This is a genomic window from Singulisphaera rosea, from assembly GCF_054877945.1.
Genome location: NZ_JBTYIP020000011.1, coordinates 117191 through 141207, shown reverse-complemented (window position 1 = coordinate 141207; position 24017 = coordinate 117191). Strand labels below are relative to the sequence as shown.

Genomic DNA, 24017 nt, shown 5'->3' with positions numbered 1-24017 from the left:
TCGACAATCCCCCCCCCGGATGCCGTCGACTCCCGCAGAAACCCGTTTTTTAAGAAAAAACAGGTTTCGAGACATGTTCGACCGCATGCCCGCGCCAGGCTAAGGGCCACCGTCCAGAGTTATCCATATTTCGCCTTCCACTCGGCCTTCATCCGGGCGTACCTCGTCTTCGCCTCGGCTTTCTTCCAGGCGTCGAAGAAGATCCGGGCCGACTCGGCCTTCACGGGGTCGCCCGTGCCCTTTTCGAGCGGGTGCTGGTCGGTGGGGTCATACTTCCGCCCCCCCTTGTAGTTCGTGTAGCGGCGTGCGCGGGTGAAGCCCATCTGGAGGAATTTGCGGGCCATGTCCGCGCCGACGAAATCTTTCTGCCGGAGGTAGGCGAGGAACTTCTTATAGATGGCCCGGCTGCTCGCCTCGGCGATCTCGGGCGTCTTGAACCGCCAGAGAGGCACGAGCTCCCCTTTGTACGGCTCGCAGATGAGGACACCCTGTTCGCCTTTCCCCACACGGTAAGACTCCGGGTGAGCGCGATAATCCACGTCGGGCCGCCAGTGGTAGGAGTCCTTGTCGAAGTTTACGTAGCTGGGCTTGCTCATATCAGGGATTGGATCGTTCGCGATTGGAGTTCGAGGCTCATCACTTCGACGACTTGGCCTTCTCTTTCAGCGGGTCGTGCCCCCAGTTCATGAGCGAGTACCGCCAAGGTGTCTCCTCGACGTCTCCTTCGGGTCTCTGGGCCAGGTGACGATGGACATAGCCAACGACCTTGGTCATGTGGCGGAGGTCGTCGTCATCGTAGTCAGACTTTTCCTTCCCCAGGATCTCGACGATCCGACGCCCCGAGTGATGCCCGACGGATTCGCCCTTGCCTTCGTTCTTGTCGCCGACCGTCTTCGACTCCGCCGTCCGGAGCCATTCCTCCAACCGATGGGCGGTCATGTTGACCGCCTCCTTGAAGTCGGAGATGACCTGATCGGGTTCGTCGAGGCTCATGGACGTCCTCCCGACTTTTTGGCCACCTTCTTCAGCGATTCCGGCTTGTGTGCCACCTGCGCCCCCGTCTTCTCGCTCTCCACCAGGTATTCAGGATTCTCCGGCGAGGCCGCGACATGGTGATCCTTGATGTCGGTCGGCTTGACGAGTTTCTGCTTCACCTTGCCCGTCACCGTGCCCTGGGATGACTTCCATTTCACGCGATCGCCGGGCTTCAAGGAGTCGGACATCGATGATGCCTCCGAAAGATCGAGCGGTCGAGTTCAGCCTCTGCTCCCCTCCCTCCAATTGCGACTCCCGTGCCAAGCCGATCGCCTCGGCGAAAGGCACCGGAATCGCGTGGAGATTTGCACCGGGACATTGGAATCCCGCATGGCTATCTCACCTCCTACTGAGACGGGCGATTCGGGAGTCCCTGGCTACGGCAACGGCCCGCCGGTATCTTCGCTGCAAATCCCAACGAGACGACCTTCCAACGCCGAGTCGGAGACGAATATGTCCGAACCTTCGCCCCAAGAGAAGGTCGCCGGGATGGTGACCGCGAGTTGGATCGCGCAAGCCATTTATGTGGCCGCCAAGCTCGGGGTCGCCGACTTGCTGGAGGACGGTCCCCGGACCGCCGAGAAGCTCGCCGAGGCGTCCGAGTCGCATGGTCCCTCGCTCTATCGATTGCTCCGGGCTCTGGCCAGCCTGGGGATCTTCTCCGAGGGCGAAGGCCGACAGTTCTCGCTCACGCCGATGGCCGAGTGCCTCCGCACCCTCGGGCCTGGCTCGCAAAGGGCTCTGGCGCTCATGGCGGGCGAGGAGCAGTACCGCGCCTGGGGCGACCTCCTCTGGAGCGTGAAGACGGGGAAGACCGCCTTCGAGAAGATCCACGGCCAACCGATCTTCGACTACCTCGCCGAGCGCCCCGAGCAGGCGAGGATCTTCGACGCCGCCATGACGAGCATCCACGGGCGGGAAACCGCGGCATTCCTCGACGCCTATGACCTCGCCGGCGTCGAGGTCGTGGCCGACGTCGGCGGCGGCAACGGGAGCACGCTCGCCGGCATCCTGACGAGACACCCCACGATCAAGGGGATCCTTTATGATCTCCCCGGGGTGGTCGAGCAAGGAAGCCAGGAACTCGACGCGGCCGGGCTCTCCGGCCGGTACGAGGCCGTCGGCGGCAGCTTCTTCGAGTCCGTCCCCGGGGGCGCCGACGTCTATTTCCTCCGCCACATCATCCACGACTGGGATGACGAGAAGTCCAGGACGATCCTCAAGAACGTCCACGACGCGATGGACACCGGCGCGAGGCTCCTGGTGGTCGAAAGCGTGATCGCCCCCGGCAACGACCCCTCGTTCGGTAAGGTCCTCGACCTGACGATGCTCCTCATTCCCGGCGGCCAGGAGCGTACCGAGGACGAGTATCGCGAGCTATTCGCCGCCTCGGGCTTCCGCCTCACCAAGATCGTGCCGACCGCCGCCGACGTCAGCGTCATCGAAGGCGTGAAAGCCTGAGCTGAAAACCTGTCCCGAAACCTGGTTTTCTCTTAAAAACGGGTTTCTGCAGGAGTCGACGACGACAACTCAGGAGGGGTTGTCGATGTCGCGGGCGTCAGAAACCCGTTTTTAAGAAAAAAACAGGTTTCGGGACAGCTTCCAGGCCGTCGCTGCGACCGGCCCGCATCGGTTGTGTTTTCCTCGAGAGGCGGCGAGACTGGTCGGAGGCCGACGGCAACCAGGCTCGGTCCGTCCGCTCGACGCCCAAGAACCAGGGTTCCTTTATGTTCAACCTCCCCGCGATCCAGGCGGCGCTCCGCCAATTCGGCTTCGACGGCTGGCTCCTCTGCGACTTCCGAGGCGGCAACGTGCTGGCACGCCGGGTCCTCGACCTCGAGGGCAAGCCCGGCGGCACCCGCCGCGTCTTCTACGCGATCCCCGCCGAGGGCCCTCCCAGGAAGCTCGTCCACCGGATCGAAGCCGGGGCGCTCGACCACCTCCCCGGCGAGGCGACGGTCTACCTCCGCTGGCAGGAGCTCGAGGCGGGATTGGCCGGACTCCTGGACGGGATGTCACGCGTGGCCATGGAATACTCCCCACGCAACGCCAACCCGTACATCGCCCGGGTCGACGCCGGGACCGTCGAGCTCGTGCGGAGCCTCGTCCCCGAGGTTGCCTCCTCGGGCGACCTCATCCAGCTTTTTGAAGCGGCCTGGGACGACGACCAGTGGGCGATGCACCTCCAGGCCGAGGCCCAGACGAAGGCCGCCTATGACGTGGCCTGGGGCCTGATCGCCGAGCGGACCCGAAACGGCGGGACGGTCGGGGAGTGCGAGGTCCAGAAGGCGATTTTGGACCATTTCCGGGCCAATGGCCTGACCACCGACCACGGCCCAATCGTCGGCGTGGGCCCCCACAGCGGCGACCCCCACTTCGAGCCCGACCCGAGGACCGACACCCCGATAAAACAAGGCGACTTCGTCCTGATCGACCTCTGGGCCAAGCTCGACAAGCCCCGCGCGGTGTATAGCGACCTGACCCGAGTCGGGTACGTCGGCGAAGAGGTCCCCGCCGAGTACGAGGCCGTCTTCCAGGTCGTCGCCCGCGCACGGGACGCCGCCATCGCCCTCGTCCGCGACGCCTTCGCGGCCGGCCGGCCGCTTCAAGGCTGGGAGGTCGACGACGCCGCCCGCCAGGTCATCGAGCAGGCCGGCTACGGCAAATTCTTCATCCACCGCACCGGCCACAACATCGGCCAGGAGACCCACGGCAACGGCGCCAACATGGACAACCTCGAGACCCACGACGAGCGCCTGGTCCTCCCCCGCACGTGTTTCTCCATCGAGCCCGGCATCTACCTCCCCGAATTCGGCATCCGCAGCGAAATCAACGTCTACATCGCCGCAGACGGACAAGTCCACGTCACGGGGGGGCTCCAGACAGAGGTCTTGGCGATTCTCAAGGGGTAGACGATGAGGAGTAGACAGGAAACAGTAAACAGTAGACAGCAGACAGCAGAAGAAACGAGAAACCAGCATTTGGTCTCGTGCCAATCACTGGCTAAAACAGGCCAACTGGAGAGTTGAAGAGTCGGGGCGCACTCCAAATGCGAGGAGAAGGCAGTAGACAACTTTTGTTCGCATGCTTTCTACTGCCTACTGTCTACTGTCTACTGTCTACTCCACAAAGCCTTCCCGCCTTAACAATGCCCCCTTGCATGACGGCGAGGAATCGGGAGCGGTCTTCGAGGAGGGCGATGTCGGCGAGGGGGTCGCCGTCGACGATGAGGATGTCGGCGAGCTTGGCGGGCTCGAGGGTGCCGAATTCGTGGCCGCGGCCCATGATCTCGGCGCCATTTTTGGTCGCGCAGACGATCGTTTCCATGGGGGTGAAGCCGACGTAGTTGACGAAGAAGGTCAGCTCTTTGGCGTAGTCGCCGTGGGGGTTCCAGGCGAAGCCGTAGTCGCCCCCCATGCCGAGCCGCCCACCGGCTTTGAGGATCATCCGGGCGCTCTCGGCGCCTCCTTCCAGAGTCTCCCGGTGCCCGTCGATGACCCGGGAGGGCATGCCGAAGCGGGGGCCGTACTCGATGCTCGCGTGCTCGAACTGGAGCGCAGGGACGACGGGGACGTCGCGCTCGAGGAGGAGGTCGAGGGCCTCCTGGTCCATGAACGTGCCGTGCTCGAGACAATCGAAGCCGGCACGGAGGGCGTTCTTGATTCCCAGGTTGGCGCGACAGTGGCCGGTGACCTTGCGGTGATAGTTGTGCGCCTCGGAGACAACCGCTTCCATCTCCTCGAAGGTCATGCAGAGGGTGTGGTGGTCGGCGGTATCGGGGGCGGCGGCGTCGCCGGTGGGGTAGGTCTTGATCCACTCGACGCCGTCCTTGACGAGCTTGCGCACGGCCTTGCGGGCATCGTCGCGGCCGTTGATCAGGAGGATCAACCCCTCCATGCCGAGCTTGAGGTGTTCGGAGTTCCAATCCATCAAGCCCCCGGCGCCGCAGATCTCGCGGCCGTTGGCGGCGAGTCGTGGTCCCGGGATCAGGTCTTCTTCGATCGCCTTCTTGAGCCAGACGTCGATGTTGTGCAGGCTGCCGCCGCTCCGGGCCGAGGTGTAGCCGCACTCGAGGGCGAGCTTGGCGTTGCACGAGGCGAGTATCGTCACGTACTCGACCGGGTACTTGATGTCGAGGTCGGCAAGCTCGGCGACGTCGAAGTAGGTCGGGTGGAAGTGGGCCTCGACGAGGCCCGGCATGATCGTGCCGCCGTTGGCATCGATACGGCCCGAGTCGGGAGGCACTTCGGGGGCCCCGGCGGCGGGGCCGGCATAGGCGATCTTGCCGTCCCGGACGACCACGGCCGCGTCGCGCAAGGGCGGGGCACCCGTGCCGTCGAGGAGCTGTCCGTTCGCGATCAGGGTCACGCCTCGCGCGGTCTTCATGGTCGGGGCCTCGTTATTCCAGCGAGCCGAGGAAGGGGATCACCAGGCGCACCATCGCCTCGTGCGCCGTCGTGTGGACGTTATGGCCGACACCGGGCAGCTTGACGTGGACGCCGGCACGGACGAGCGAGGCCATCGCCTTCGCATAGTCGTCGGGGAGCAGCCCCCCGACGGCGAAATCCGCCTGGATCAGCAAGGTCGGGCAGGCGATGCGCCCGAGGATCGCCGGGACGTCGAACCCGTCGAGCCAACGCCCCTCCAGTGGAGACGCGAGCACCTCGGGATCGAGTTGTTTGAGGCCGGCGGCGGTTGCACGGAGCGAGACCGCGTCGCGGACGTCGCCCATCCGAACGATCCGGGTACGTCCGGGAGCCGGGACGCGGGCCTCGGCCAGCTCGGCGGCGATCTCGGCGACGGGACGAGTCGAGCCGGCATGTTGAACGAACGCCTGGAACGTCTCGGTCAACGTCGTCTCGCCGAGTCGAGGGCCGGCCATCTCCAGCGGAGGGTCTTCGAGCACGATCGCGCGGACCCGGTCGGGGGCCTCGGCGGCGACAGATGCGGCGACGTTCCCGCCGAGCGAGTGGCCGATGATCACGGCCGGCTCGTCGAGCTCGCGTCGGAGGAGGTCGACGACGTCGGGCACGTAGTCGGCCATCCGGTAGGCCCCGGGGGTCCTTGAGGACCGCCCGTGGCCCCGGAAGTCGACCCCGTAGACACGCCAGGTCGGCTCGAGGAAGGGCGTCAATGTCAGCCAGTCCTGCCAGCGTCGGGTGACGCCGTGGAGCAGGACGAGGGGAGGGTTGGGCCGTTCCCCGACCGCGACGTTGAGGCGCACCCCCGCCGACGTTTCCGTGGCCTGCTCGCGCATTGGCGGTACTCGAGATCTTGTGGCGACCCTCCCGGCCCCTCGGGTGGTTGATTGACAAAGGGGCCGGGCCTCTCGTATGGTGCATCCTGCATGCAGCATGGAATCTAGACCCCCACCCCGCGATTGTCAAGCGGCCGGCGTCCCTCGAATGCAGACGATGTCTCGGCCCGGAGCGTCTCGAATGGCCGGCCCGATCTCTGAAGCGTCTCCCCTGGCCCGGACATCCCTGGCCGAGCTCGCGTATCAGCGGCTGCTCGAGTCGATCGTGGGAGGTCGCCTGGCCGCCGGGAGCGAGCTCAGCGAGGTCGCCCTCGCGGCCGAGCTCGGCGTCAGCCGGACGCCGGTCCACGAGGCCTTGCTCGCACTCGCGGCCGACGGGCTCATCGAGCAGTTGTCCGGCAGGCAGGCCAGGGTCGCTCGGTTCTCCCCACGCGAGGTCGTCGAGATCTACGAGATGCGGCTCCTGCTCGAACCGGCCGCCGCCGAGCGGGCCGCCAAGGACCTCGGCCTCGAGGCACTCGCCGAGCTCGACCGCGAGGCTCGCCGGCTCGAATCCGCCAAGACGTCGGCGAATTGGGCGACTCGGGCCATCGCGTTCGATATCCGATTCCACGACGAGGTCGCGGCGGCCTGCGGCAACCGGCGGCTCCAGGCCGAAATCCGCAAGTACCGCAACCTCGTCCGCGCCTTCTGCCGGATGAGCGGAGCCCCCGCGAACCTCCGCGCCGCTCTCGACGAGCACCGACGGATCCTCGACGCCTTCGTCGCCCGTGATCCGAAGGCCGCCCGCAAGCAGATGGCCGCCCACATCGAGGCCAGGTTGAAGTCCGTCCTCGCCGAACTCGATCGGCAAGCCGTCGAGGGGTCGAGCATGGCCGACGACCCTGCACCGCGTTAGGTTAGAACTCGTCCCGCAACCCGGTTTATTCTTATAAACCGGGTTTCTGTGCGGAGGCACGACGACTCCCCGCAAGGAGACGTCGACGACGATCGGGTCAGAAACCCGGTTTTATAAGAATCAACCGGGTTTCGGGGCCTATCGTTCCCCGCACGGCCGAACGACCGGTATCGGGCCTGCCCCAGAGGCGTGCGTACTCACCCTGTTCTCATAGGGATCCCTTGATGAAATCTCAACCTCTCCGAACGACCGGGGCTGGCCGCCTGGCTCTGATCGGGCTCCTGTTCTCCTGCGGGCTCGCCCCGGCGTTCGCAATTGCGGAGACCCCGCTCTTCTCGAGGGACAACCTCGTCGCCTGGTGCATCGTCCCGTTCGACTCCAAGAAGCGCGGGCCCGAGGAGCGGGCGGCGATGCTCGAGAAGCTCGGTTTCAAGCGGTTCGCTTATGACTGGCGTGCCGAGCACATCCCCACCTTCGATGCCGAGATCGACGCCCTGAAGAAGCACGGCGTCTCGCTCGACGCGTTCTGGGTCGCGCCCGGGGAGCTGAACCGGGAGTCTCGGATCATCCTCGACGTACTCAAGCGTCACAAGGTCGAGACTCAACTCTGGGTGCTCCTCGACTTCGGGCCCGACCGCGTCTCGGGTGCCGAGCAAGAGCGCCGGGTCTCGGCGGCGGTCGCGAAGCTCAAGCCGCTGGCGGAGGAGGCGGAGGCGATCCATTGCTCCCTCGCCCTCTACAACCACGGGGGTTGGTTCGGCGAACCCGAGAACCAGATCGAGATCATCGAGCGGCTGAAGAAGGAGGGGGTCACCAACGTCGGCATGGTTTACAACCTCCACCACGGCCACGACCACCTCGACCGCTTCCCCGCCCTCTTGCAGAAGATGAAGCCCTACCTCGTGGCGTTGAACCTCAACGGGATGGTCCCGGGGGGTGACAAGGTCGGCAAGAAGATCCTCCCATTAGGCCAGGGGACGCTCGATCTCGACCTGCTGAAGACGATCCAGGCGAGCGGCTACAAGGGACCGATCGGGATCCTCGGGCACACGATGGACGACGCCGAGGAGCGGCTCCACGACAACCTCGACGGCCTCGACTGGCTCGTCCCGCAGCTCGAGGGCAAGGCCCCGGGACCGAAGCCGAAGCCCCGTACGTATACCCCGACCGAAGGCCCGCAAGGGGCCGTCGCGCCCGCATCGCCGGCGCCGGTCGACGCGCTCGCGTACCGCCCGGAGATGGCCACGAAGCTCGTCGAAGAGGCCAAGTCCAAGGGAGACGCCGCGCGGGGGGCCGAGGTCTTCGCGGACGCCCGCTTCGGCTGCCTGACGTGCCACAAGGTCGGGACGCAAGGCGGGACGATCGGCCCAGACCTCTCGGCGGTCGGCCGCTGCCTGACGCCCGAACAAACCGTCGAGTCGGTCCTCTGGCCCACGCGGCAAGTCAAAGAGAACTTCTCGGCGACGGTCGTGGCGACCTTGGACGGGAGGACGATCCAGGGGTATAAACTCGGCGAGACGGACAAGGCCCTGACCCTGAAGGACGCCGCGAACGGCGAGACCGTCACGATCCCGAAGGCCGAGATCGAGGACGCCCGAGTCGTCGGGACCTTGATGCCCGAGGGCCTGGCCGCGTCCATGTCGCAAGACCAGCGACGGGACCTGTTCCGCTTCTTGATCGAGCTCGGTCATCCCGAGGGGACGAGCGCCGCGGAGCGTCTCCATCACATCCACGCCCCGGTCGCATTCCCGTTCGAGAAAACCCCGATCGAACCGGCCCAATGGCCGAATCATAAGCATCCCGTAAACCGGGATCGCATCTACGACTTCTACGCGAAAGAGGCCGAGTACTTCGTCAAGCGGCCGAGCTTACCGCCGATCCTGCCGCAATTCCCCGGCCTCGACGGCGGCACGTTGGGGCACTGGGGGAACCAGAACGAGGGGACGTGGGCCTCGGAGCGCTGGAACCAGACCGACCTCGGCACGGTCCTCTCGGGCGTCTTCCGAGGCGACGGCGTGACCGTGCCCAAGGGCGTCTGCGTCCGGCTCGGCGAGAACGGGGAGATGGCCGCGTGCTTCAACCCCGAGACGCTCCAGTTCGAGGCCGTCTGGCAAGGGGGCTTCGTCCGGTTCTCGAAGGTCCGCCACGGCTTCATGGACGGCCTCAACATGGACGGGACCGCCCTGCCCCGCCCCGAGGGGAAGGCCCCGACCGGCCCGTTCACCTATCACGGCTTCTACCGCAACGGCAAGCGCATCGTCTTCTCGTACCGCGTGGGCGACGTCGAGATGCTCGACGCCCCCTGGGTCGAAGGAGGCAAGTTCACCCGGCTCGTCGGTCCCGCGAAGGATCACCCGCTCGCGAGCTTGACCCGAGGGGGATCGCCGCAGTGGCCCCAGACGCTCGAGACGAAAGGGACGCTCGGCGACGGCCGCCCCTACGCCGTCGACACGATCGTGCGCCCGCTCAAGAATCCCTGGAACGCCCTCTTCTACTTCGGCGACCACGACTTCTTCCCCGACGGCACGGCCATGATCAGCACGATGCAGGGAGATATCTGGCGGGTGGAGGGCCTCGACGAGTCGCTCGCGCACGTCCGCTGGCGGCGGTTCGCCTCGGGCCTGCACCAGGCGCTCGGCGTGGTGATCGCCGACGGCGTCGCCCACGTCCTCGGGCGCGACCAAATCACGCGGCTCCACGACCTGAACGGCGACGGCGAGGCCGACTATTATGAGTGCGTGAACAATACTTACGAGACATCACCCGGCGGGCACGACTTCGTCTCGGGGCTCCAGCGCGACGCCTCGGGGACCTTCTACAGCGCCTCGAGCAAGCAAGGGCTCCTCCGGATCCCCGCCGACGGCAAGAAGGCCGAGGTGCTCGCCACCGGCTTCCGGAACCCGGACGGCCTCGGCCTCTCCCCCGATGGAATCATCACCGTCCCCTGCTCCGAGGGGGAATGGACCCCCGCGTCGATGATCTGCGAGATCAAGCCCGGTGGTCATTACGGCTACGGCGGCCCCAAGCAAGGAAAAGCCCCGGAACTCCCGCTCGTCTACCTCCCCCGCGGGCTCGACAACTCGAGCGGCGCCCAGGTGACCGTCACCAGCGACCGCTGGGGCCCTCTCAAGGGACAGATGGTCCACCTCTCCTTCGGCACGGGGACCCATTTCCTCCTGCTCCGCGAGCAGGTCGACGGCCAGTCCCAGGGGGCGATCGTCCCCCTGCTCGGCGACTTCCTCTCGGGCACCCACCGGGGTCGGTTCAACCCCAAGGACGGGCAGCTCTACGTCTCCGGCATGGGCGGCTGGGGGACGTATACCCCGGATGACGGCTGCTTCCAACGCGTCCGATACACGGGCGACCCCGTCCAACTCCCGGTCGCCTTCCACGCTCACCAGAACGGCGTGTTGGTCACGTTCTCGAGCCCGATCGACCCGTCGATCGCGGCGAATCCCAAAAGCCACCTCGCCCAGGCCTGGAACTACCGCTACGGCGCGGCCTACGGGTCGGCGGAGCTCTCCCCGAGCCACCCCGGCATGCCCGGCCATGACCCGCTGGCGATCCGCTCGGCGACGGTGCTCGACGACGGCCGGAGCCTCTTCCTCGAAATCCCGGCCCTGCAGCCCGTGAACCAGTTGCACCTGCACATGCGAGTCGACCCTGGCCCCCCGCGCGACCTGATCGCCACCGTCCACAAGCTTGGCGCCCCCTTCACCGCGATCCCCGGCTATCAGCCGGTCGCGAAGACGATCGCCGCGCATCCGATGCTCTCCGACCTCGCCTTGTCGACGAAGACGGTCCCGAACCCGTGGCGCAAGGGGATCCCGAACTCACGGCCGATCACAATCGAGGCCGGCAAGAACCTGACCTTCGCGACGAAGACCTTCACCGTCCGCGCCGGCGAGCCGATCAAGCTGACGTTCCTCAACCCCGACCAGGTCCCCCACAACTGGGTCCTGATCAAGCCGGGGACGCTCGCGAAGGTCGGCGACCTGGTGAATAAGATCGTCGCCGACCCCGAAGCCGTCTTGCGGCACTACATCCCCAAGACGGACGACGTCCTCGCCGGCACCGACATGGTGTACCCCCTCGACCAGTTCTCGATCTCCTTCCTCGCCCCGACCGTCAAGGGGCGATACCCGTTCCTCTGCACGTTCCCCGGACACTGGATGGTCATGAACGGCGTCATGGTCGTGGAATGATCCCCAGGGAGGACGCGTCAAGCCAGGACCGAGAATTCAGCAAAACCCCCATTCAACTGATCCGGGAAAGTCGTTAGAAAGGGGCCGCCCGAGGACGAGAGGCCCGGCAAAGCTTGCCGGGCGTGCTCGACTCGGGTTCAGGACCGAGGCGTGAACGCTCGCCCGACGACAGGACCGCGACAAACCCCACATCTCTGAGAATCCTCAAGTTCGTCGCGTGACCTGTCGAGATAGAGGGCTGAGGGTGTCGGAGGCAGACGGTTTTCGACACCGAGAGAGGCCCGGTCCACGGCCCCATGTCCGCGAATCGCGCGGTGCGACACCGATCGTCGCACCGCCTCGATTCGGAGGCCAATCGTCCCCCCCGAGCCTTCGGCCGATCGAAGTCCCGGGCGACATGAGCCTCGCACGCGGTTCGGTTGGGTGGCCGTCGATCGGTCCAACTCCCGGGAGAATCACGCCCTCGCAGACACCCTTCATCGGGGACCATCGACGTCGCCTCCACGATGTGCGAGGCGAATGACGCGGGCCTTGGTGGTGTGGTTGACGTAACCGAATTGGCGTGGCCGATCGACCAAAATGGGGTCTCTTTGCAGCAAAGAGGTTCCCGGTCGAGACGGCGGGGTGCTGAGGATCCTTCCCACGAGCGGACGAGTCCTCGAAGACCCGAACACGCGAATCCTTGCGCGGGAGGTCGATCCGTGACCGAGGCCGAACTTCTCGAGGCTGTTGCCAGTTCCATCCGAGCGGAAGTGGAGAGCACGAAGATGCTCCCCATCCATGCCAACTCTCGGCTCGTGGAAGACCTGAACCTGGATTCGATCGACATCGTCGCGGTCACGATCCGGCTCGAGGACCGCTTCCTCGTGAGCATCGACGTCAAGGAGGTCAAGGATCTCCGCTTCGTCTCCGACCTGATGGACCACATGTCCCGGCTCATCGGAAAATCGGCGGCGTAAGGCCGTCCATCCCGAAACCTGGTCAGCTCATGTCGCGAAATTGGTGGATCGACGGAGGTTGCGAAGTCCCGATCCTGACCATTAATTTCGCCGCATGAGTCAACCCGGTAGCTCGGAAGAACCGCGTTTCGGGGAAGTCAGAGAGGAGCGCAGGCAAGGCGATGTGGCAACGATGGATGATCGTTCACAAGGTCGTCTTGCAGGTCGTCCTCCCGGTCCTGCGTCGCGCGCCGTACCGGCTCTCGCACGCCTTCTTGAGCCTCATGGGTCGCCTCGACCTGATCGTCATCCCCCATCAGACGCGCCTCTACGACGAGGCCGTCGCCGACGGGGCCAGGCGTCTGGGCTGCTCCTGGAACAACCGCGAGGTCAGCCGGGCCCTGGCCCGACAGACCTACCGCTGGAGGATCCGCGACCTCCTCCTCGATGGCCGGCCCGACCCCTGGGTCAACAGCCTCTTCCGGGTACAAGGACGCGACCAGCTCGACTCGGCCCTGGCCGAGGGCAAAGGCGTGATCCTCCTCGCCAACCACTTCGGCTCGCACGTCCTGATGACCCACTGGCTCTTCCGCCAGAAGTATCCCCTCCGCTGGCTCGGCGAGAAGCCCCGGAACGTCTCGACCTACGTGATGTCGCAGTTCGAGACCGATGGCCCGGTCGGCCAGGACGGCCTATTCGTCTCGCGCAAGGCCGCGACCGCCGAGGCCGCCTCGAACGTCTACAATGCGTCGAAGGCGCTCCGGGCCGGGATGGTCCTGAAGATCGCCTGCGACGTCCGCTGGAGCGACGCCAAGGCCGCCCACGTGACGTTCCTCGGCCGCCGCGAGTCGTTCTCGACGACCTGGGTGACCCTCGCCGCCATGACGGGCGCCGCCGTGGTCCCGGCCTCTTGCCGGATGAACGAGGACGGGACCTTCCAGCTCGACTTCTTGGACGCCTTCCACGTCCCCCCCGACGCCCGCCGCGAAGGCCGCGCCACCGAGTGGGTCGAACGCGCCCTCAAGGAACTCGAAGACCAGGTCCGCCGACACCCCGAGCAGAGCAACGACTACTTCTTCTGGCAGTCCGAAGCCGAGCACGGCAAGCGTCTCCCCGCCATCAAAGCCCCCCACGAGCCACGTCGGCAACGATCCACGTTCGTGAATGAGAAGGGTTCATAGCGGATTCGGTCGGCCAGACTATCGTGGTGTTGACTCGAATCCCAGGCACTCGGACCTCTCACGCATCCTCCATTTTTGGCCTCCAGTCTGCCACGGTTCATCGCAATCCACAGACTCTGCAAACTTGCAGTCGGTTACTACATTTCGAGGGCGTGAGACCATTTTTCGGCCGCAAAGGCTCGCGCCATTCTTGGTGTCGAGAGTCGCGACCCAGCCCCTAATCACGCTTATCGCCCACATCAAGTCGACAAAATTTATTATTACTCACTTCAGAATACAATGTAACGCATCCGAGGTCGTCGCGAGGAATCCTCGAATGAGGACCCTCGTTCCGACGCGAAAACACTAAATAATACCAGGGTTATCTTCATAATGGGCAAAGTTCCTTTCCGGCGCGAAATCGAAGACCTGTTCGCCTCCGACAAGTCAATCGCGTTGAAGATGATCGCAGGGGCGTTCGTGGGCGTCGTAGTCACGATGGGCTCGTTGTTCAAAGAACCGGGCCGTGGAGGGCTTACGACCGCCACGCCCGTGAAGGTCGCGATCGCTATCATCGCGGCAGCAGTCGGGGCCATCGTCGTACTTGGACTCTCGCTCCGGGATGTCGTGGTGCGCCGGGTCGATCAAGGGAAACGCGTCAACTTTCTCCTCCGCGCCTATTTCGGCCAAGGCAACGGCTGCCTGATGCTGGCACTCTGGTTCATCACGGTGATCGTCATCACGCTCATCGTGACGATATTCACCGCAAAGCTTTGATTCGCGGGTCGGCGTTTTGTCGTTCATGGCGGGCCGTGGCCACGAGGATGGACGTCGAGAGGCTGGGAGAGAGGATCTCGGTGGCCGAAGTTCCGCGACGACAATAACGAATCCTCGCGCACAGCACGGAGAGAGAGGGCAAAAGAACCGCACTTGACCGGGAAGCAGTCAACACAAGCGGCAAGCGACCATCCAGGATGCAAAGCTTCGTGCCCAGACGAGGCCGTCTCGGCCTGGAAGGAATGGCCCTTCAAGCGTTGGCCACACCCTTGCCAATCCGGGCGAGGCTAGACATGATGTCGTTCCCCAAGGCCCTGCCACGGACCTGCCCGGTCCACCACCGAGGAGACGCTCCGATGAAGCACTTTTCCGTCCTTGCCGTCGTCCCCGCGCTCGCCGCGCTCCTGATCGTCGGCGTGGTCTCGCGATCGAAGTCCGCCGAGAAGACCGAGCCGCAGCAGGCCCACATGGTCTTCTTCACGCTCAAGGACCACTCCGAAGAGGCCGTCAAGACGTTCGTCGCCGCGTGCCACAAGTACCTCTCGGAGCACGAAGGCACCGTCTCGTTCTCGGTCGGCACGATCGCCCATGACGTCGTCGAGCCGAAGGTCAGCGTCCGCGACTTCGACGTCGCCCTCCACCTCGTCTTCGAAAACAAGGAAGCCGGCGCGAAGTACCTCGTCGCCCCTCGCCACCTGAAGTTCGTCGAGGAGTGCAAGGCGTCGTTCGCCCAGGTCCGCGTCTTCGATTCCTACATCGTGCCGTTCAAGCATTGAGCGACCGGACAATCAGACCGCGACGCTCCCGATACGGTTGGGAGCGTCGCGACTTCCGACGACCGGTCGGTTCGGGACAAGGCCGCAAAGGATTTCCTCACGCGCAACATCTCATTGCGCAAGGATATCGTCAGCTCAACAAAGACAAGCCCGACGCACCAGCGAGTGAATCATCCACGCCTTTTGGGATGATTCACTCGCTGGTGCGTCGGGCTTGTCGCGGAGAGTTCGGCCTCTCAGGCCACGTATGATCACTTCCCGAGAACCTTGGCCCCGAAGAAGATGACGATGGCACCGAAGACGCCGCCACCGCAAAGCAGGTAGGCCGCGGAGTAACGCCAGGCGGACACGGCGAGAACCACCAAATCCAAAGATTCCATTTCACTTCTCCCTGTAAGTCATGCCGGTTTCGGAGCGAATCGGCCACGGGAGGATGGAAAAGCAAACAGCATGCCAACGCTTGAATCAGGGTTTGGCGCCCGGGAAAACGGCAGCGCATCAAGATTCAAAGGTTGCATCGAACAGTGGCTATTTCGTCTTGGACGAAGCCGCCTTGGCAAAGTCGAACTCGAGCGGTTCGGGGTTTGGGGACGTCAAGGGTTGGGGGTCGTCGAGTTTCGTCTGCCAGTCGCGGAGGAGTGCCGTGAGTCGTTCGACTTCGCGGGCGTGGCTGGGGTCGGCGGCGAGGTCGTGGATCTCGGACGGGTCGGCTTTGAGGTCGAAGAGTTGGGTCTTGTTGACCTTGGGGTAGACGATGAGCTTCCAGCGGTCGTCTCGTACGGCACGTTGGTAGGTCGCATAGGACGTGAAGATCGACGACCGGCCTGCCCCTTCGCGGCCGGAGAGGGTCGGCACGAGGCTTTGCCCTTCGCTCCCCTCGGGCCCGGAGACTCCGGCGAGCTCGCCGAGCGTCGGGAAGATGTCGAAGAGGTAGGCCATCGCGTCGACACGCTGCCCCGCGGGGATCCCCGGGCCCGCCATGATCAGGGGGGCGTGCATCAAGTGGTCGTAGAGGTTCTGCTTTCCGAAGAGCCCGTGGCTCCCGATGGCCAGGCCGTGGTCGCTGGCGAAGACGATGAGGGTCCGTTCGCGCTGGCCGGTGGCCTCGAGCGTATCCAAGATGCGCCCCACCTGCGCATCGAGATACTCAATGGCCGCGTAATAGTCCGCGAGATGCTTGCGAACGACCTCGGCCGTCCTCGGCCAGGGGGCGAGCTCCTCGTCTCGGATCACCAGGGCGCCGTTGTTGAACGGATGCTGCGGGAGGAAATTCGCGGGGAGAGACGGCTTTTGGCCTTCGTAACGCTCGTGATACGGCCGAGGGGCCACGCGAGGGTCGTGCGGGAGGTTGAATGGGACGTAGCAGAGGAACGGCGTCGCCCTCCCCTGCCCCTTCAAGAACTCGATCGCGGAGTCGGCGAAGATGCCCACGGAATGCTCGCCACTCGTCCGCTTGTTCACGAACGTGTGCTCGGGCGAGATGTCCTGGAGCGGGAGTCGGTACGGGTCACCCATCCCACCCAGGAAGATCGCCTTACCCTGCGGGAATACCCGCAGCGCCGATTCGGCTCCGTTGTGCCACTTGCCCGTCAGGAAGGTCCGATAGCCCGCCGCCGCGAAGGCTTCGGGCCAGGTACGCTGGCCTTCGAGATCCTCCTTGATATGGAAGAGGGACCGGCCGGTCAGCAGCATCGCCCGCGACGGGACGCAGACCGCCCCCTGCTGCGAGCCCATGCAGTAGGCCCGAGTGAACGACGTCCCCTCGCGAACGAGGCGGTCGAGATTCGGGGTCTTGATCTGTGCATTGCCCAGGGCCCCGATCGTGTCGGCCCGCTGGTCATCCGCGAACAGGATCAGGACGTTCGGCCTCGCCACGGGCTGGGCCGACTCGCCCGCGTCGGCGGGTGCCGCCAGGGCCAGCGCCAGGAACCCAACCCAACGCGCAGGTGAATCCGACCGACTCGGACGACGATCGTTCATGGTCAACCCTTGGTCGTGGTCGTGACTGGCCCGAAACCTGTTCTTTTCATAAAGAACGGGTTGCTGTGGGACCACACAACGGCATCCCCGAGAGAGGGGTCGTCGGGGTTCGAGGGCGTCAGGAACCCGTTTTTTAAGAAAAAAACAGGTTTCGAGGCAATCCCTCAAGCCTTTTTCTGCGCGGCCGGCTCGCGCGATCCCGGCGCGGTATTGACGGGGAAATACGTCGTGCTGAGCCAGAGGAGCAGCCCCAGGAGCACGACGCCGAGGAGCAGGCTCGAGGCGATGAGCCACTTCTCGACCGCGAGGAGCGGTTCGTAAGGGATCGCGGCCAGTTCCTCGGCGAGCGAGGGCTGCGGGAGGCTCGGGCGTTCGGATGGTCGGTCGCTCATTTCAGAGCCCCCCGCGGAGGATCGGCGGATGGGCCCCGTGGAAGAACAACCACGAGATCGCCAGGCCGATCCAGATGATGAAACCGAAGAGGCTCACGGCATAGACCAGGGCGAGCCGGCCGATCCCCTCGGCCCAGAGTCGCTTCAGGTCCGACGCCATCCCGATCGTGAAGAAGGTCATCGCGAAGAAGAGGCCCCGCAACGGGTCGGTCTGGGCGGTCGCCGCCGCGAGCCCCTTCGCCAGACTCGGCCAGCCGAGCGCCGCGCCGAGGAAGGCCAGGAACAACGCGAAGTAGCCGAAGACGAACGCCGGGAAGCGTGCCAGGATCTCGCGGAACGCGATCCCCTTGCCCTGCTTCCGCTCGATCCCATACGCCCAGACGGCCGACAGGACGAGGGCCCAGATCCCGATGAAGACGTCGATGAAGACCTTGACCGTGGTCGTCGTGTTCACGATCCAGCCCGGCTCATACGCGATCCCGGCCGCCGAGGCCTTGGACAGGATCAACGCCTCGGTGACCGCCCCGCTCGCCACCGCCGCGCCGTCGGTCTTGACCGCCAGGCCCATCCAGGCCGCAGCGACCAGGGGCTCCTCCCACAGGAATTCCCGCGCGGCGATCGGCAGGATCAGGAGTTCCACCACCGAGAAGATGACGACGAGCGACGAGACCATGATCGGCACGACCGGCCGGGCGCGGATGGCGGCCCCGGTCGTGATCGCGGCGGAGACCCCGCAGATCGAGATCCCCGAAGCCAAAGGGGCCGCCCACTCCCGGCTGAACTTGAAGACGGTCCGCGCGAAGAGGTAGACCAAGGCCCAATAGATCAAATACGCCTCGATGATCGCCGCGAGGCCCCGGAACATGATCGACGTGACGAGGACCGAGGCCGCGGCCGCCTTGACGCCAAGGCCCGCACCGAGCAGCACGATCGCCGTCTTGATGAACCATTCCGGACGCGCCGCCGACTTGAGTCGCGCGGCGAGAGCAGGGGTCACGTTCGCCACGAACAAACCCGCCATCAACGCCACGAGGTATCCCGCCTCGCCCGTCAATCCCAACGACCACGAGAGGCCCTTACCCGCCCGCTTGTCGGGAGTCAGCGCGATATAGCCATAGTGCCCGGCAATCCAGCTCAGGACGCTGACCCAGTAGATGAATGTGAACGCTGGCACGAAGGATCGCAAGTCGATCGCCCGGACGGCCGCACAGATGCCGACGAGCCCGAGGATGAGCACAAACGTGGCGGCCAGGCTGACCAGCCCGGGCAGGGACACATAGGCTTTCGAGACGGGACGAACCGCCTCGGCGGGGCCCAGCCAGACCTGAGGAGCCGCCACCCATCCGAGGAGGTCGATCCCCATCGCGGTCGGCAGCGCAATCAGCACGAGCGCGAACGCCAGCCACACCGCAAACCAGTCCTCCGACGCGAACCACGATCGCACGGCGCCTTCCCCCATTCCATCACCAACTCACAAGGCCGCCGCGGTCCCGATTCACGACGGGTCGAGTCATCTCCTCTGCGCGATCGACGGCTCTGCCTCGACCGTGCGTGACGAAGGTTATACACGCAGGCTCCGGATCACCACAAGCAAGCGTCACCGGGCTAGCCAGACTCTCGAAGGAACGAATCGCGGAGGATTCACCACAAAGGCACAAAGGACACAAAGAATACCAAGCAAGAAATTACATGTTATTCCCCTTTGTGCCCTTTGTGGTGAATCCTCCTCCACTCAATCCGCCGCCGCGGGGATCGGCACCGGCAGCGCGGCTTCGGGGAGCCGGACGAGGAAGCGGCAGCCCCGGCCCGGCTGGCTCGCGACTTCGATCGTGCCCCCGAAGGCGTCGACGATCCGCTGGGCGACGGCGAGGCCCAGTCCGATCCCGGGGTCGCCGTGCCTCCTGGCTTGCTCGGCACGATAGAAGGGCTTGAACACATGAGGCTGATCTTCCGGCTCGATACCCCGGCCCCGGTCTTCCACGACCAGGGCCACGAATCCGGGCTCGCGGTCGATCCGGATGCGGATCGGGGTCCCGCGCGGGCTGTACTTGCAGGCGTTCTCGATCAGGTTATCGAGAAGTTGCCCGAGCAAGGGCGGATGGGCGCGGATCGTCGCGGGGCCGTTGGACGTGTCCAAGGCCTGGAGGTCGGCGACTCGCTCGTGACCGGACCATTGGGCGAGGTGGTCGACGAGCCAGGCCGACAGGTCCAGGGCCTGGAGGCTGGGGCGGGCGGACTCGGCATCGGCCCGGGCGAGGAAGAGCATCGCCTCGACGATCTGGCGAAGGCGGAGGGCGTCGCCGTGGATCTCGTCGAGGATCTCGCGGTACTCCTCGACCGTCCTCACGCGACGCCGGGCGACCTCGATCTCGCCGATCAGGGCCGTCAAAGGGGTGCGGAGCTGGTGCGAGGCCTCGCCCGTGAACCGTTTCTCGCGCTCAAGTGCCTCGTTCAAGCGGTCGAGGAGGCCGTTGAAGCTCTCGGCGAGGTGGACCAGCTCGTCGTCGGTCTCGGGGCTGGGGAGGTGTTGTGCGCGGTCGGTCGTGGTCATGACGCGGGCGGCCTCGGCCATCCGGGTCATCGGACTGAGGGCGCGTCGGGCGAAGATCCGGCCCACGGCGGCGACCATTCCCCAGAGGACCGCCGACAGTACGGTGAGGACCGCGGCCAGGCTTCGCAAGGTCGTATCCAACGGAGCGAGCGACGTGCCGGCCATGAGGATCAGGGCGGGATACCCCCAACTCGGAGCCGCCCTCGGGCCCCCTTGCGACGGCCTCGCGGACGGTTCCGGCTCGTCGGCCTCCAGGCGCCGGAGCGCGAGTCGCCAATGGCGGCCGTCCGGGTTCGTCGCGGAGGCGTGGGCATGGCCAATGGCCGCCGCCAGCCCTCGGTTACTGGAGAAGTCCTCGCGGCCTGCGTTCCTCGAGCGAGCGACCGACCGGCCCTGTTCGTCGTAGAGGACCCAGAAGATCTCCTCGACCTCGGGGTCGAGCCCGACCGTCGGCCGACGCGCCTCCCACGCCTGGACGCGCCCCGGGCCGTCCTCGACGGCGGCGGTGAGCGCGTCGAGGTCCGACATGATGTGCTCGTCCAGGTGCCGGATCATATAAATCCGGGCCAGGAAGTAGAGGGTCGTCGAGAAGCCCCCGAGCGCCAGGGCGAGCGTCACCAGGAAGAACGCGGAGAGCCGCGTCGAGAGGCTCACGGCCCCCCCTCCGTCGCCGAAGCGACAGCGTCGGGCGCATCACCGAGGAGATAGCCCCGTCCGCGCAACGTCTGGATCAGGCGAGGCCCCTGGGCCTCGAGCTTGCGGCGGAGGTCCTTGATGTGGACGTCGAGCGTGTTCGAGAAGAGGTCGCTGTTCTCCCCCCAGACGTGGTCGTAGATCCTGGTCCTCGAGAGGACCTGGCCGGGGTGCCTCAGGAAGAAGATCAGGAGGGCCTGCTCCTTGGCCGTGAGCTCGAGCGAATGCCCGGCCCGCTCGGCACGCTGGGAGGCGAGGTCGACGCGGACGTCTCGATACGTCAGGGTCGTCCCGGCCGCGACGTCCCGGCGCCGGATCAGGGCGCGGACTCGGGCCAGGAGTTCCTCGAACTCGAACGGCTTGCCGAGATAGTCGTCCGCTCCGGCGTCGAGCCCCTGGACGCGATCCGAGACGGCGTCGCGGGCCGTCAGGAACAGGACGGGCGTGATGCGGTTGACCTGGCGGAACCGCTTCAACACCGTCAGCCCGTCCTGGGCGGGGAGCCACCAATCGAGCAGCACGAGGTCCCAGTCCCCCGACCGCAGCGAGTGCCAGGCCGACTCTCCGTCGGGGGCGTGCTCGACGACGAATCCCTCTTCGCGCAGGCCTCGCACGAGGAATTTGGCGACTCTCGCGTCATCCTCGGCCACGAGGATCCGGATACCCATACCGCTACCGCCCCCGTCCTGACGCCCCCGGTCCCCCAAGCACGCCGACTCGTCCCGACACCTTACCCCTCCCAACGATAGCCGCGGCCGGGGAAAAGTCGAGTGATGGCGAGCCCGGCGGGTCCCATCCAGGGGCTTTCCCCCATGCGACCCTTCGAAGTTAAAGGGGATTTCACGAGCGTCTTAGGCGGGGTTTATGTTGGGCGCCTATGATTACCCCAAGCGACGACGCCGAGGCCACGCGGGCCATGTCGGTCGGCTCGGTCGAGCCCCCGCGGTTGGCCTCGCAACGGGAGATCTTGCATGACATTCACATCTTTGAGCCTGGGCATGCTCTCCGTCGGATTGAGCATGCTCCTGATCGGCTGGACCCTCGACACCTTGCGCCGGGGGAACCATTGGGGCGTCGACCATTCCCGCCTCGGCTGGTCCGCCAAGGACTCCTGGGACTCCGGCCCCCGACGCCCCATCACCCTCGCCGACTTCGCGAGAGAGCCCCGACGCCCGAGGTCTTGAGTTCGCGCACCGACCGGGGAAATTCGGCGGGCGAGGCCCACCCTACAAGAAATGCTCATTCTTTCTTGTAGGGTGGGCATCGCCCATGGGGACTTCTGTCATGCCATGACGAATCAGGAGGTCTTCCAAAAACCCGCCGTAATCAGCTCCGCGAGGTTTTGATCCGGGTCGCGGAAATAGACGCTTGTGGCCCCGCCCGGCCACTCCACGACGCTCTCCACCGCCACGCCCTCGGCCTCGAGGCGCCCTTTCCACGCCTCGACCTCCTCGCGTTCGATCGAGAACGCGAAATGGTATCCCCCGCGCGAGCCGCCATGCGGCGGAATCACCCCGCGTCCCCCCGGCACCGGGAACGGTTCGGTCGTGCCGCCTTCGGGGAAGAGCAAGAGCACGCTCTTCCCGGCGACGTCCATCGCAATCAGCCGATCGCTCTCCAGGAGCGTCGAGAACCCGAAAACCCGCCGGTAGAACGCCGACGATCGCCGGATGTCGGCCACATACAGGGCCGTCTCGAGAATCCCTCCAACCTGCATGGCTCGCCTCCTGGTTTATCCCATCGAAAGCCCGTGTTCCTAGAAGCGCAGGCCGTCCATGATCAACCGCCAGACATGGTCATAGTCGGCGTCGATCTCCGGATCGGCCCATTCCGCGGAATGGACCGGGTGATGGAAGCGTGACGTAGCGATGAGGACCGCGCGGCCGGCGGCCGCGGGGTCGGCCGTGCGGAAGGCGCCTTCCTCAACGCCCGAGGTGATGATCGCGGCGGCCAGGGCGACCATTTCCCCGACGTGGGACGCGACGACCGACTTGGCGTCGGCCGAGAGTTGCAGATACGCGGCGAAGAGCTCGGGGTCATTGGCGGCCCGTCGCCGCTTGAACGCGATGATGGCGTCGATGAGGCTTCGGAGCCGCTGCGGGGCCGGGCACGGCTGGGCCACGATCGCGCGCAGCGTGGGCATCATCACCTCCAACCACTGGCCGACGACGAGGTCCCGCAGCTCGGCCTTGGTCGCCACGTGTCGATAGACGGCCGTGTGGCTCACCCCCAGGGCCCGCGCCACATCGACGACGGTCGCCTTGGCCGGGCCGAAGCGTCGGATGACGTCCTCGGCCGTGGCCAGGACCCGTTCGAGCGTGAGCGGAGCATCGGCGGGAGACATTGGTCACCTCTCGACCCGGCGGCAAGCCCCTCGGACCTCCCTCGAGGAACACCCGAGGGTCGGCCCGCGTCACGCTTGCGCCGACGCGGCGATCCCATTCAACTCCGCAAGGGCCTCCTCCGGCAAGGCGAGCTGGGCGGCGGCCAGGTTCTCGCGGAGGTGGGCCCGCGACGACGTGCCCGGGATCAGCAGCACGTTCGGCGAGCGCTGGAGCAACCACGCGAGTGCAACCTGCATCGGCGTCGCCCCGAGCCGCTCGGCGACGGCCGACAGCGTCGACGACTGGAGCGGCGTGAACCCGCCGAGCGGGAAGAACGGCACGTAGGCGACCCCCTGCCTAGCCAGGTCGTCGATCAGGGCGTCGTCGTGCCGGTGCGCCAGGTTGTAGTTGTTCTGGACGCAGACGATCTTCGTGATCCCCTGCGCCTCGGCGACCTGGGAGGCCGTCGCGTTGCTGATGCCGACGTTGCGGATCAAACCTTGGCGTTGCAAGTCGGCCAGCACCGACACCTGCTCGGCGATCGATCCCTCCTCGGGGCCAAGCCCTCCGCCCATCACCCGGTAGTTGACGACGTCGAGCGTCTCGAGCCCGAGGTTGCGGAGGTTGTCGTGGACCCCCTGAGTCAACTCCTCGGGCGTAATCGCCGGCTGCCAGGATTTGTCGGGCGGGCGCCTCCCGCCGAGCTTCGTGACGATCACGAGCCCCTCCGGATACGGATGCAACGCCTGCCGGATGATCTGGTTGGTGACGTGCGGGCCGTAATAGTCGCTGGTGTCGATGTGATCCACACCGGACGCCACCGCCTCGCGGAGGACCGCCACCGCCTCCTCCGGATCCCTGGGCGGCCCATAAACCCCGGGCCCCGCCAGTTGCATGGCCCCATAGCCCATCCGCTGAACCGTCAATGACGTCCCCGGGAACGTGAAGCGTCCCCCAAGCGTGCCTTCACTCATCTTCGGCTCCTTGAGTTCTTTGCGGACCCGAGTCAGTGTAGGAGGACAAGTTTCAAA

General features: G+C 65.7%; 23 protein-coding genes. 9 read left to right on the top strand and 14 right to left on the bottom strand.

What is annotated here, in order from left to right:
* Positions 1-119: 119 nt before the first annotated feature.
* The 3 genes from ACYOEI_RS19720 to ACYOEI_RS19710 are packed head-to-tail and all read right to left on the bottom strand — an operon-like array spanning position 120 to position 1223.
* Positions 120-596 (bottom strand): DUF4385 domain-containing protein, encoded by a 477-nt coding sequence (locus ACYOEI_RS19720; RefSeq protein ID WP_462851273.1) that lies wholly within the window; start codon positions 594-596, stop codon positions 120-122.
* A gap of 40 nt (positions 597-636) precedes the next feature.
* Positions 637-993, bottom strand: coding sequence for a DUF3140 domain-containing protein (locus ACYOEI_RS19715; protein ID WP_462851272.1), 357 nt, complete (start codon positions 991-993; stop codon positions 637-639).
* Entirely contained in the window at positions 990-1223 is a 234-nt protein-coding gene (locus ACYOEI_RS19710; RefSeq protein ID WP_462851271.1) for a hypervirulence associated TUDOR domain-containing protein, read from the bottom strand. The genes ACYOEI_RS19715 and ACYOEI_RS19710 overlap by 4 nt, the downstream gene beginning before the upstream one ends.
* 265 nt (positions 1224-1488) lie before the next feature.
* Between ACYOEI_RS19710 and ACYOEI_RS19705 the strand changes: the two genes are divergently transcribed.
* Together ACYOEI_RS19705 and ACYOEI_RS19700 are read left to right on the top strand one after the other, a co-directional pair.
* Entirely contained in the window at positions 1489-2496 is a 1008-nt protein-coding gene (locus tag ACYOEI_RS19705; RefSeq protein ID WP_462851270.1) for a methyltransferase, read from the top strand.
* Positions 2497-2762: 266 nt separating this feature from the next.
* Positions 2763-3947 carry a M24 family metallopeptidase gene (locus ACYOEI_RS19700; RefSeq protein WP_462851269.1) on the top strand — a complete coding sequence of 395 codons (1185 nt, stop codon included), beginning with the start codon at positions 2763-2765 and terminating at the stop codon, positions 3945-3947.
* Between the two features lie 193 nt (positions 3948-4140).
* Here the strand turns inward: ACYOEI_RS19700 and ACYOEI_RS19695 are convergent, their stop codons facing one another.
* Entirely contained in the window at positions 4141-5421 is a 1281-nt protein-coding gene (locus ACYOEI_RS19695; protein ID WP_462851268.1) for a metal-dependent hydrolase family protein, read from the bottom strand.
* Positions 5422-5434: 13 nt separating this feature from the next.
* Complete coding sequence (locus ACYOEI_RS19690; protein ID WP_462851267.1) at positions 5435-6292, bottom strand: alpha/beta fold hydrolase; 858 nt, start codon at positions 6290-6292, stop codon at positions 5435-5437.
* 181 nt (positions 6293-6473) lie between these two features.
* Between ACYOEI_RS19690 and ACYOEI_RS19685 the strand changes: the two genes are divergently transcribed.
* From ACYOEI_RS19685 to ACYOEI_RS19660, 6 genes are all read left to right on the top strand, one after another.
* On the top strand, positions 6474-7190 hold the full coding sequence (locus tag ACYOEI_RS19685) for a GntR family transcriptional regulator (RefSeq protein ID WP_462851266.1): 717 nt from the start codon (positions 6474-6476) through the stop codon (positions 7188-7190).
* Positions 7191-7414: 224 nt separating this feature from the next.
* A complete protein-coding gene (locus ACYOEI_RS19680) occupies positions 7415-11395 on the top strand; it encodes a DUF6797 domain-containing protein (RefSeq protein WP_462851265.1) in 3981 nt (1326 codons plus the stop codon).
* 701 nt (positions 11396-12096) lie between these two features.
* Complete coding sequence (locus tag ACYOEI_RS19675; protein ID WP_462851264.1) at positions 12097-12354, top strand: acyl carrier protein; 258 nt, start codon at positions 12097-12099, stop codon at positions 12352-12354.
* Positions 12355-12515: 161 nt separating this feature from the next.
* On the top strand, positions 12516-13514 hold the full coding sequence (locus ACYOEI_RS19670) for a lysophospholipid acyltransferase family protein (RefSeq protein WP_462851263.1): 999 nt from the start codon (positions 12516-12518) through the stop codon (positions 13512-13514).
* 372 nt (positions 13515-13886) lie between these two features.
* Complete coding sequence (locus ACYOEI_RS19665) at positions 13887-14270, top strand: hypothetical protein (protein ID WP_462851262.1); 384 nt, start codon at positions 13887-13889, stop codon at positions 14268-14270.
* Positions 14271-14626: 356 nt separating this feature from the next.
* Complete coding sequence (locus ACYOEI_RS19660) at positions 14627-15046, top strand: Dabb family protein (RefSeq protein ID WP_462851260.1); 420 nt, start codon at positions 14627-14629, stop codon at positions 15044-15046.
* Between the two features lie 251 nt (positions 15047-15297).
* Here the strand turns inward: ACYOEI_RS19660 and ACYOEI_RS19655 are convergent, their stop codons facing one another.
* The 6 genes from ACYOEI_RS19655 to ACYOEI_RS19630 form a co-directional block, all read right to left on the bottom strand.
* Positions 15298-15426 (bottom strand): hypothetical protein, encoded by a 129-nt coding sequence (locus ACYOEI_RS19655; RefSeq protein WP_462851259.1) that lies wholly within the window; start codon positions 15424-15426, stop codon positions 15298-15300.
* 148 nt (positions 15427-15574) lie between these two features.
* The gene (locus ACYOEI_RS19650) at positions 15575-17026 is read right to left on the bottom strand and encodes a sulfatase family protein (RefSeq protein WP_462851258.1); all 1452 of its coding nucleotides are present in this window, start codon (positions 17024-17026) and stop codon (positions 15575-15577) included.
* Positions 17027-17190: 164 nt separating this feature from the next.
* Complete coding sequence (locus ACYOEI_RS19645) at positions 17191-17418, bottom strand: hypothetical protein (RefSeq protein WP_462851257.1); 228 nt, start codon at positions 17416-17418, stop codon at positions 17191-17193.
* A gap of 1 nt (position 17419) precedes the next feature.
* The gene (locus tag ACYOEI_RS19640) at positions 17420-18862 is read right to left on the bottom strand and encodes a putative sulfate exporter family transporter (protein WP_462851256.1); all 1443 of its coding nucleotides are present in this window, start codon (positions 18860-18862) and stop codon (positions 17420-17422) included.
* A gap of 288 nt (positions 18863-19150) precedes the next feature.
* Positions 19151-20623, bottom strand: coding sequence for a sensor histidine kinase (locus ACYOEI_RS19635; protein ID WP_462851255.1), 1473 nt, complete (start codon positions 20621-20623; stop codon positions 19151-19153).
* Positions 20620-21330, bottom strand: coding sequence for a response regulator transcription factor (locus ACYOEI_RS19630; RefSeq protein WP_462851254.1), 711 nt, complete (start codon positions 21328-21330; stop codon positions 20620-20622). Before ACYOEI_RS19630 ends, ACYOEI_RS19635 begins: the two co-directional genes overlap by 4 nt.
* 303 nt (positions 21331-21633) lie before the next feature.
* Here ACYOEI_RS19630 and ACYOEI_RS19625 point away from each other — a divergent pair, with 303 nt between their 5' ends.
* Positions 21634-21846 carry a hypothetical protein gene (locus ACYOEI_RS19625; RefSeq protein ID WP_462851253.1) on the top strand — a complete coding sequence of 71 codons (213 nt, stop codon included), beginning with the start codon at positions 21634-21636 and terminating at the stop codon, positions 21844-21846.
* A gap of 113 nt (positions 21847-21959) precedes the next feature.
* Here ACYOEI_RS19625 and ACYOEI_RS19620 read toward each other — a convergent pair whose 3' ends face one another.
* From ACYOEI_RS19620 to ACYOEI_RS19610, 3 genes are all read right to left on the bottom strand, one after another.
* Complete coding sequence (locus ACYOEI_RS19620; protein ID WP_462851252.1) at positions 21960-22379, bottom strand: VOC family protein; 420 nt, start codon at positions 22377-22379, stop codon at positions 21960-21962.
* 39 nt (positions 22380-22418) lie between these two features.
* Positions 22419-23006, bottom strand: a complete 588-nt coding sequence (locus tag ACYOEI_RS19615) for a TetR/AcrR family transcriptional regulator (protein ID WP_462851251.1) — start codon at positions 23004-23006, stop codon at positions 22419-22421.
* Between the two features lie 69 nt (positions 23007-23075).
* Positions 23076-23960 (bottom strand): aldo/keto reductase family oxidoreductase, encoded by an 885-nt coding sequence (locus ACYOEI_RS19610; RefSeq protein WP_462851250.1) that lies wholly within the window; start codon positions 23958-23960, stop codon positions 23076-23078.
* Positions 23961-24017 lie beyond the last annotated feature (57 nt).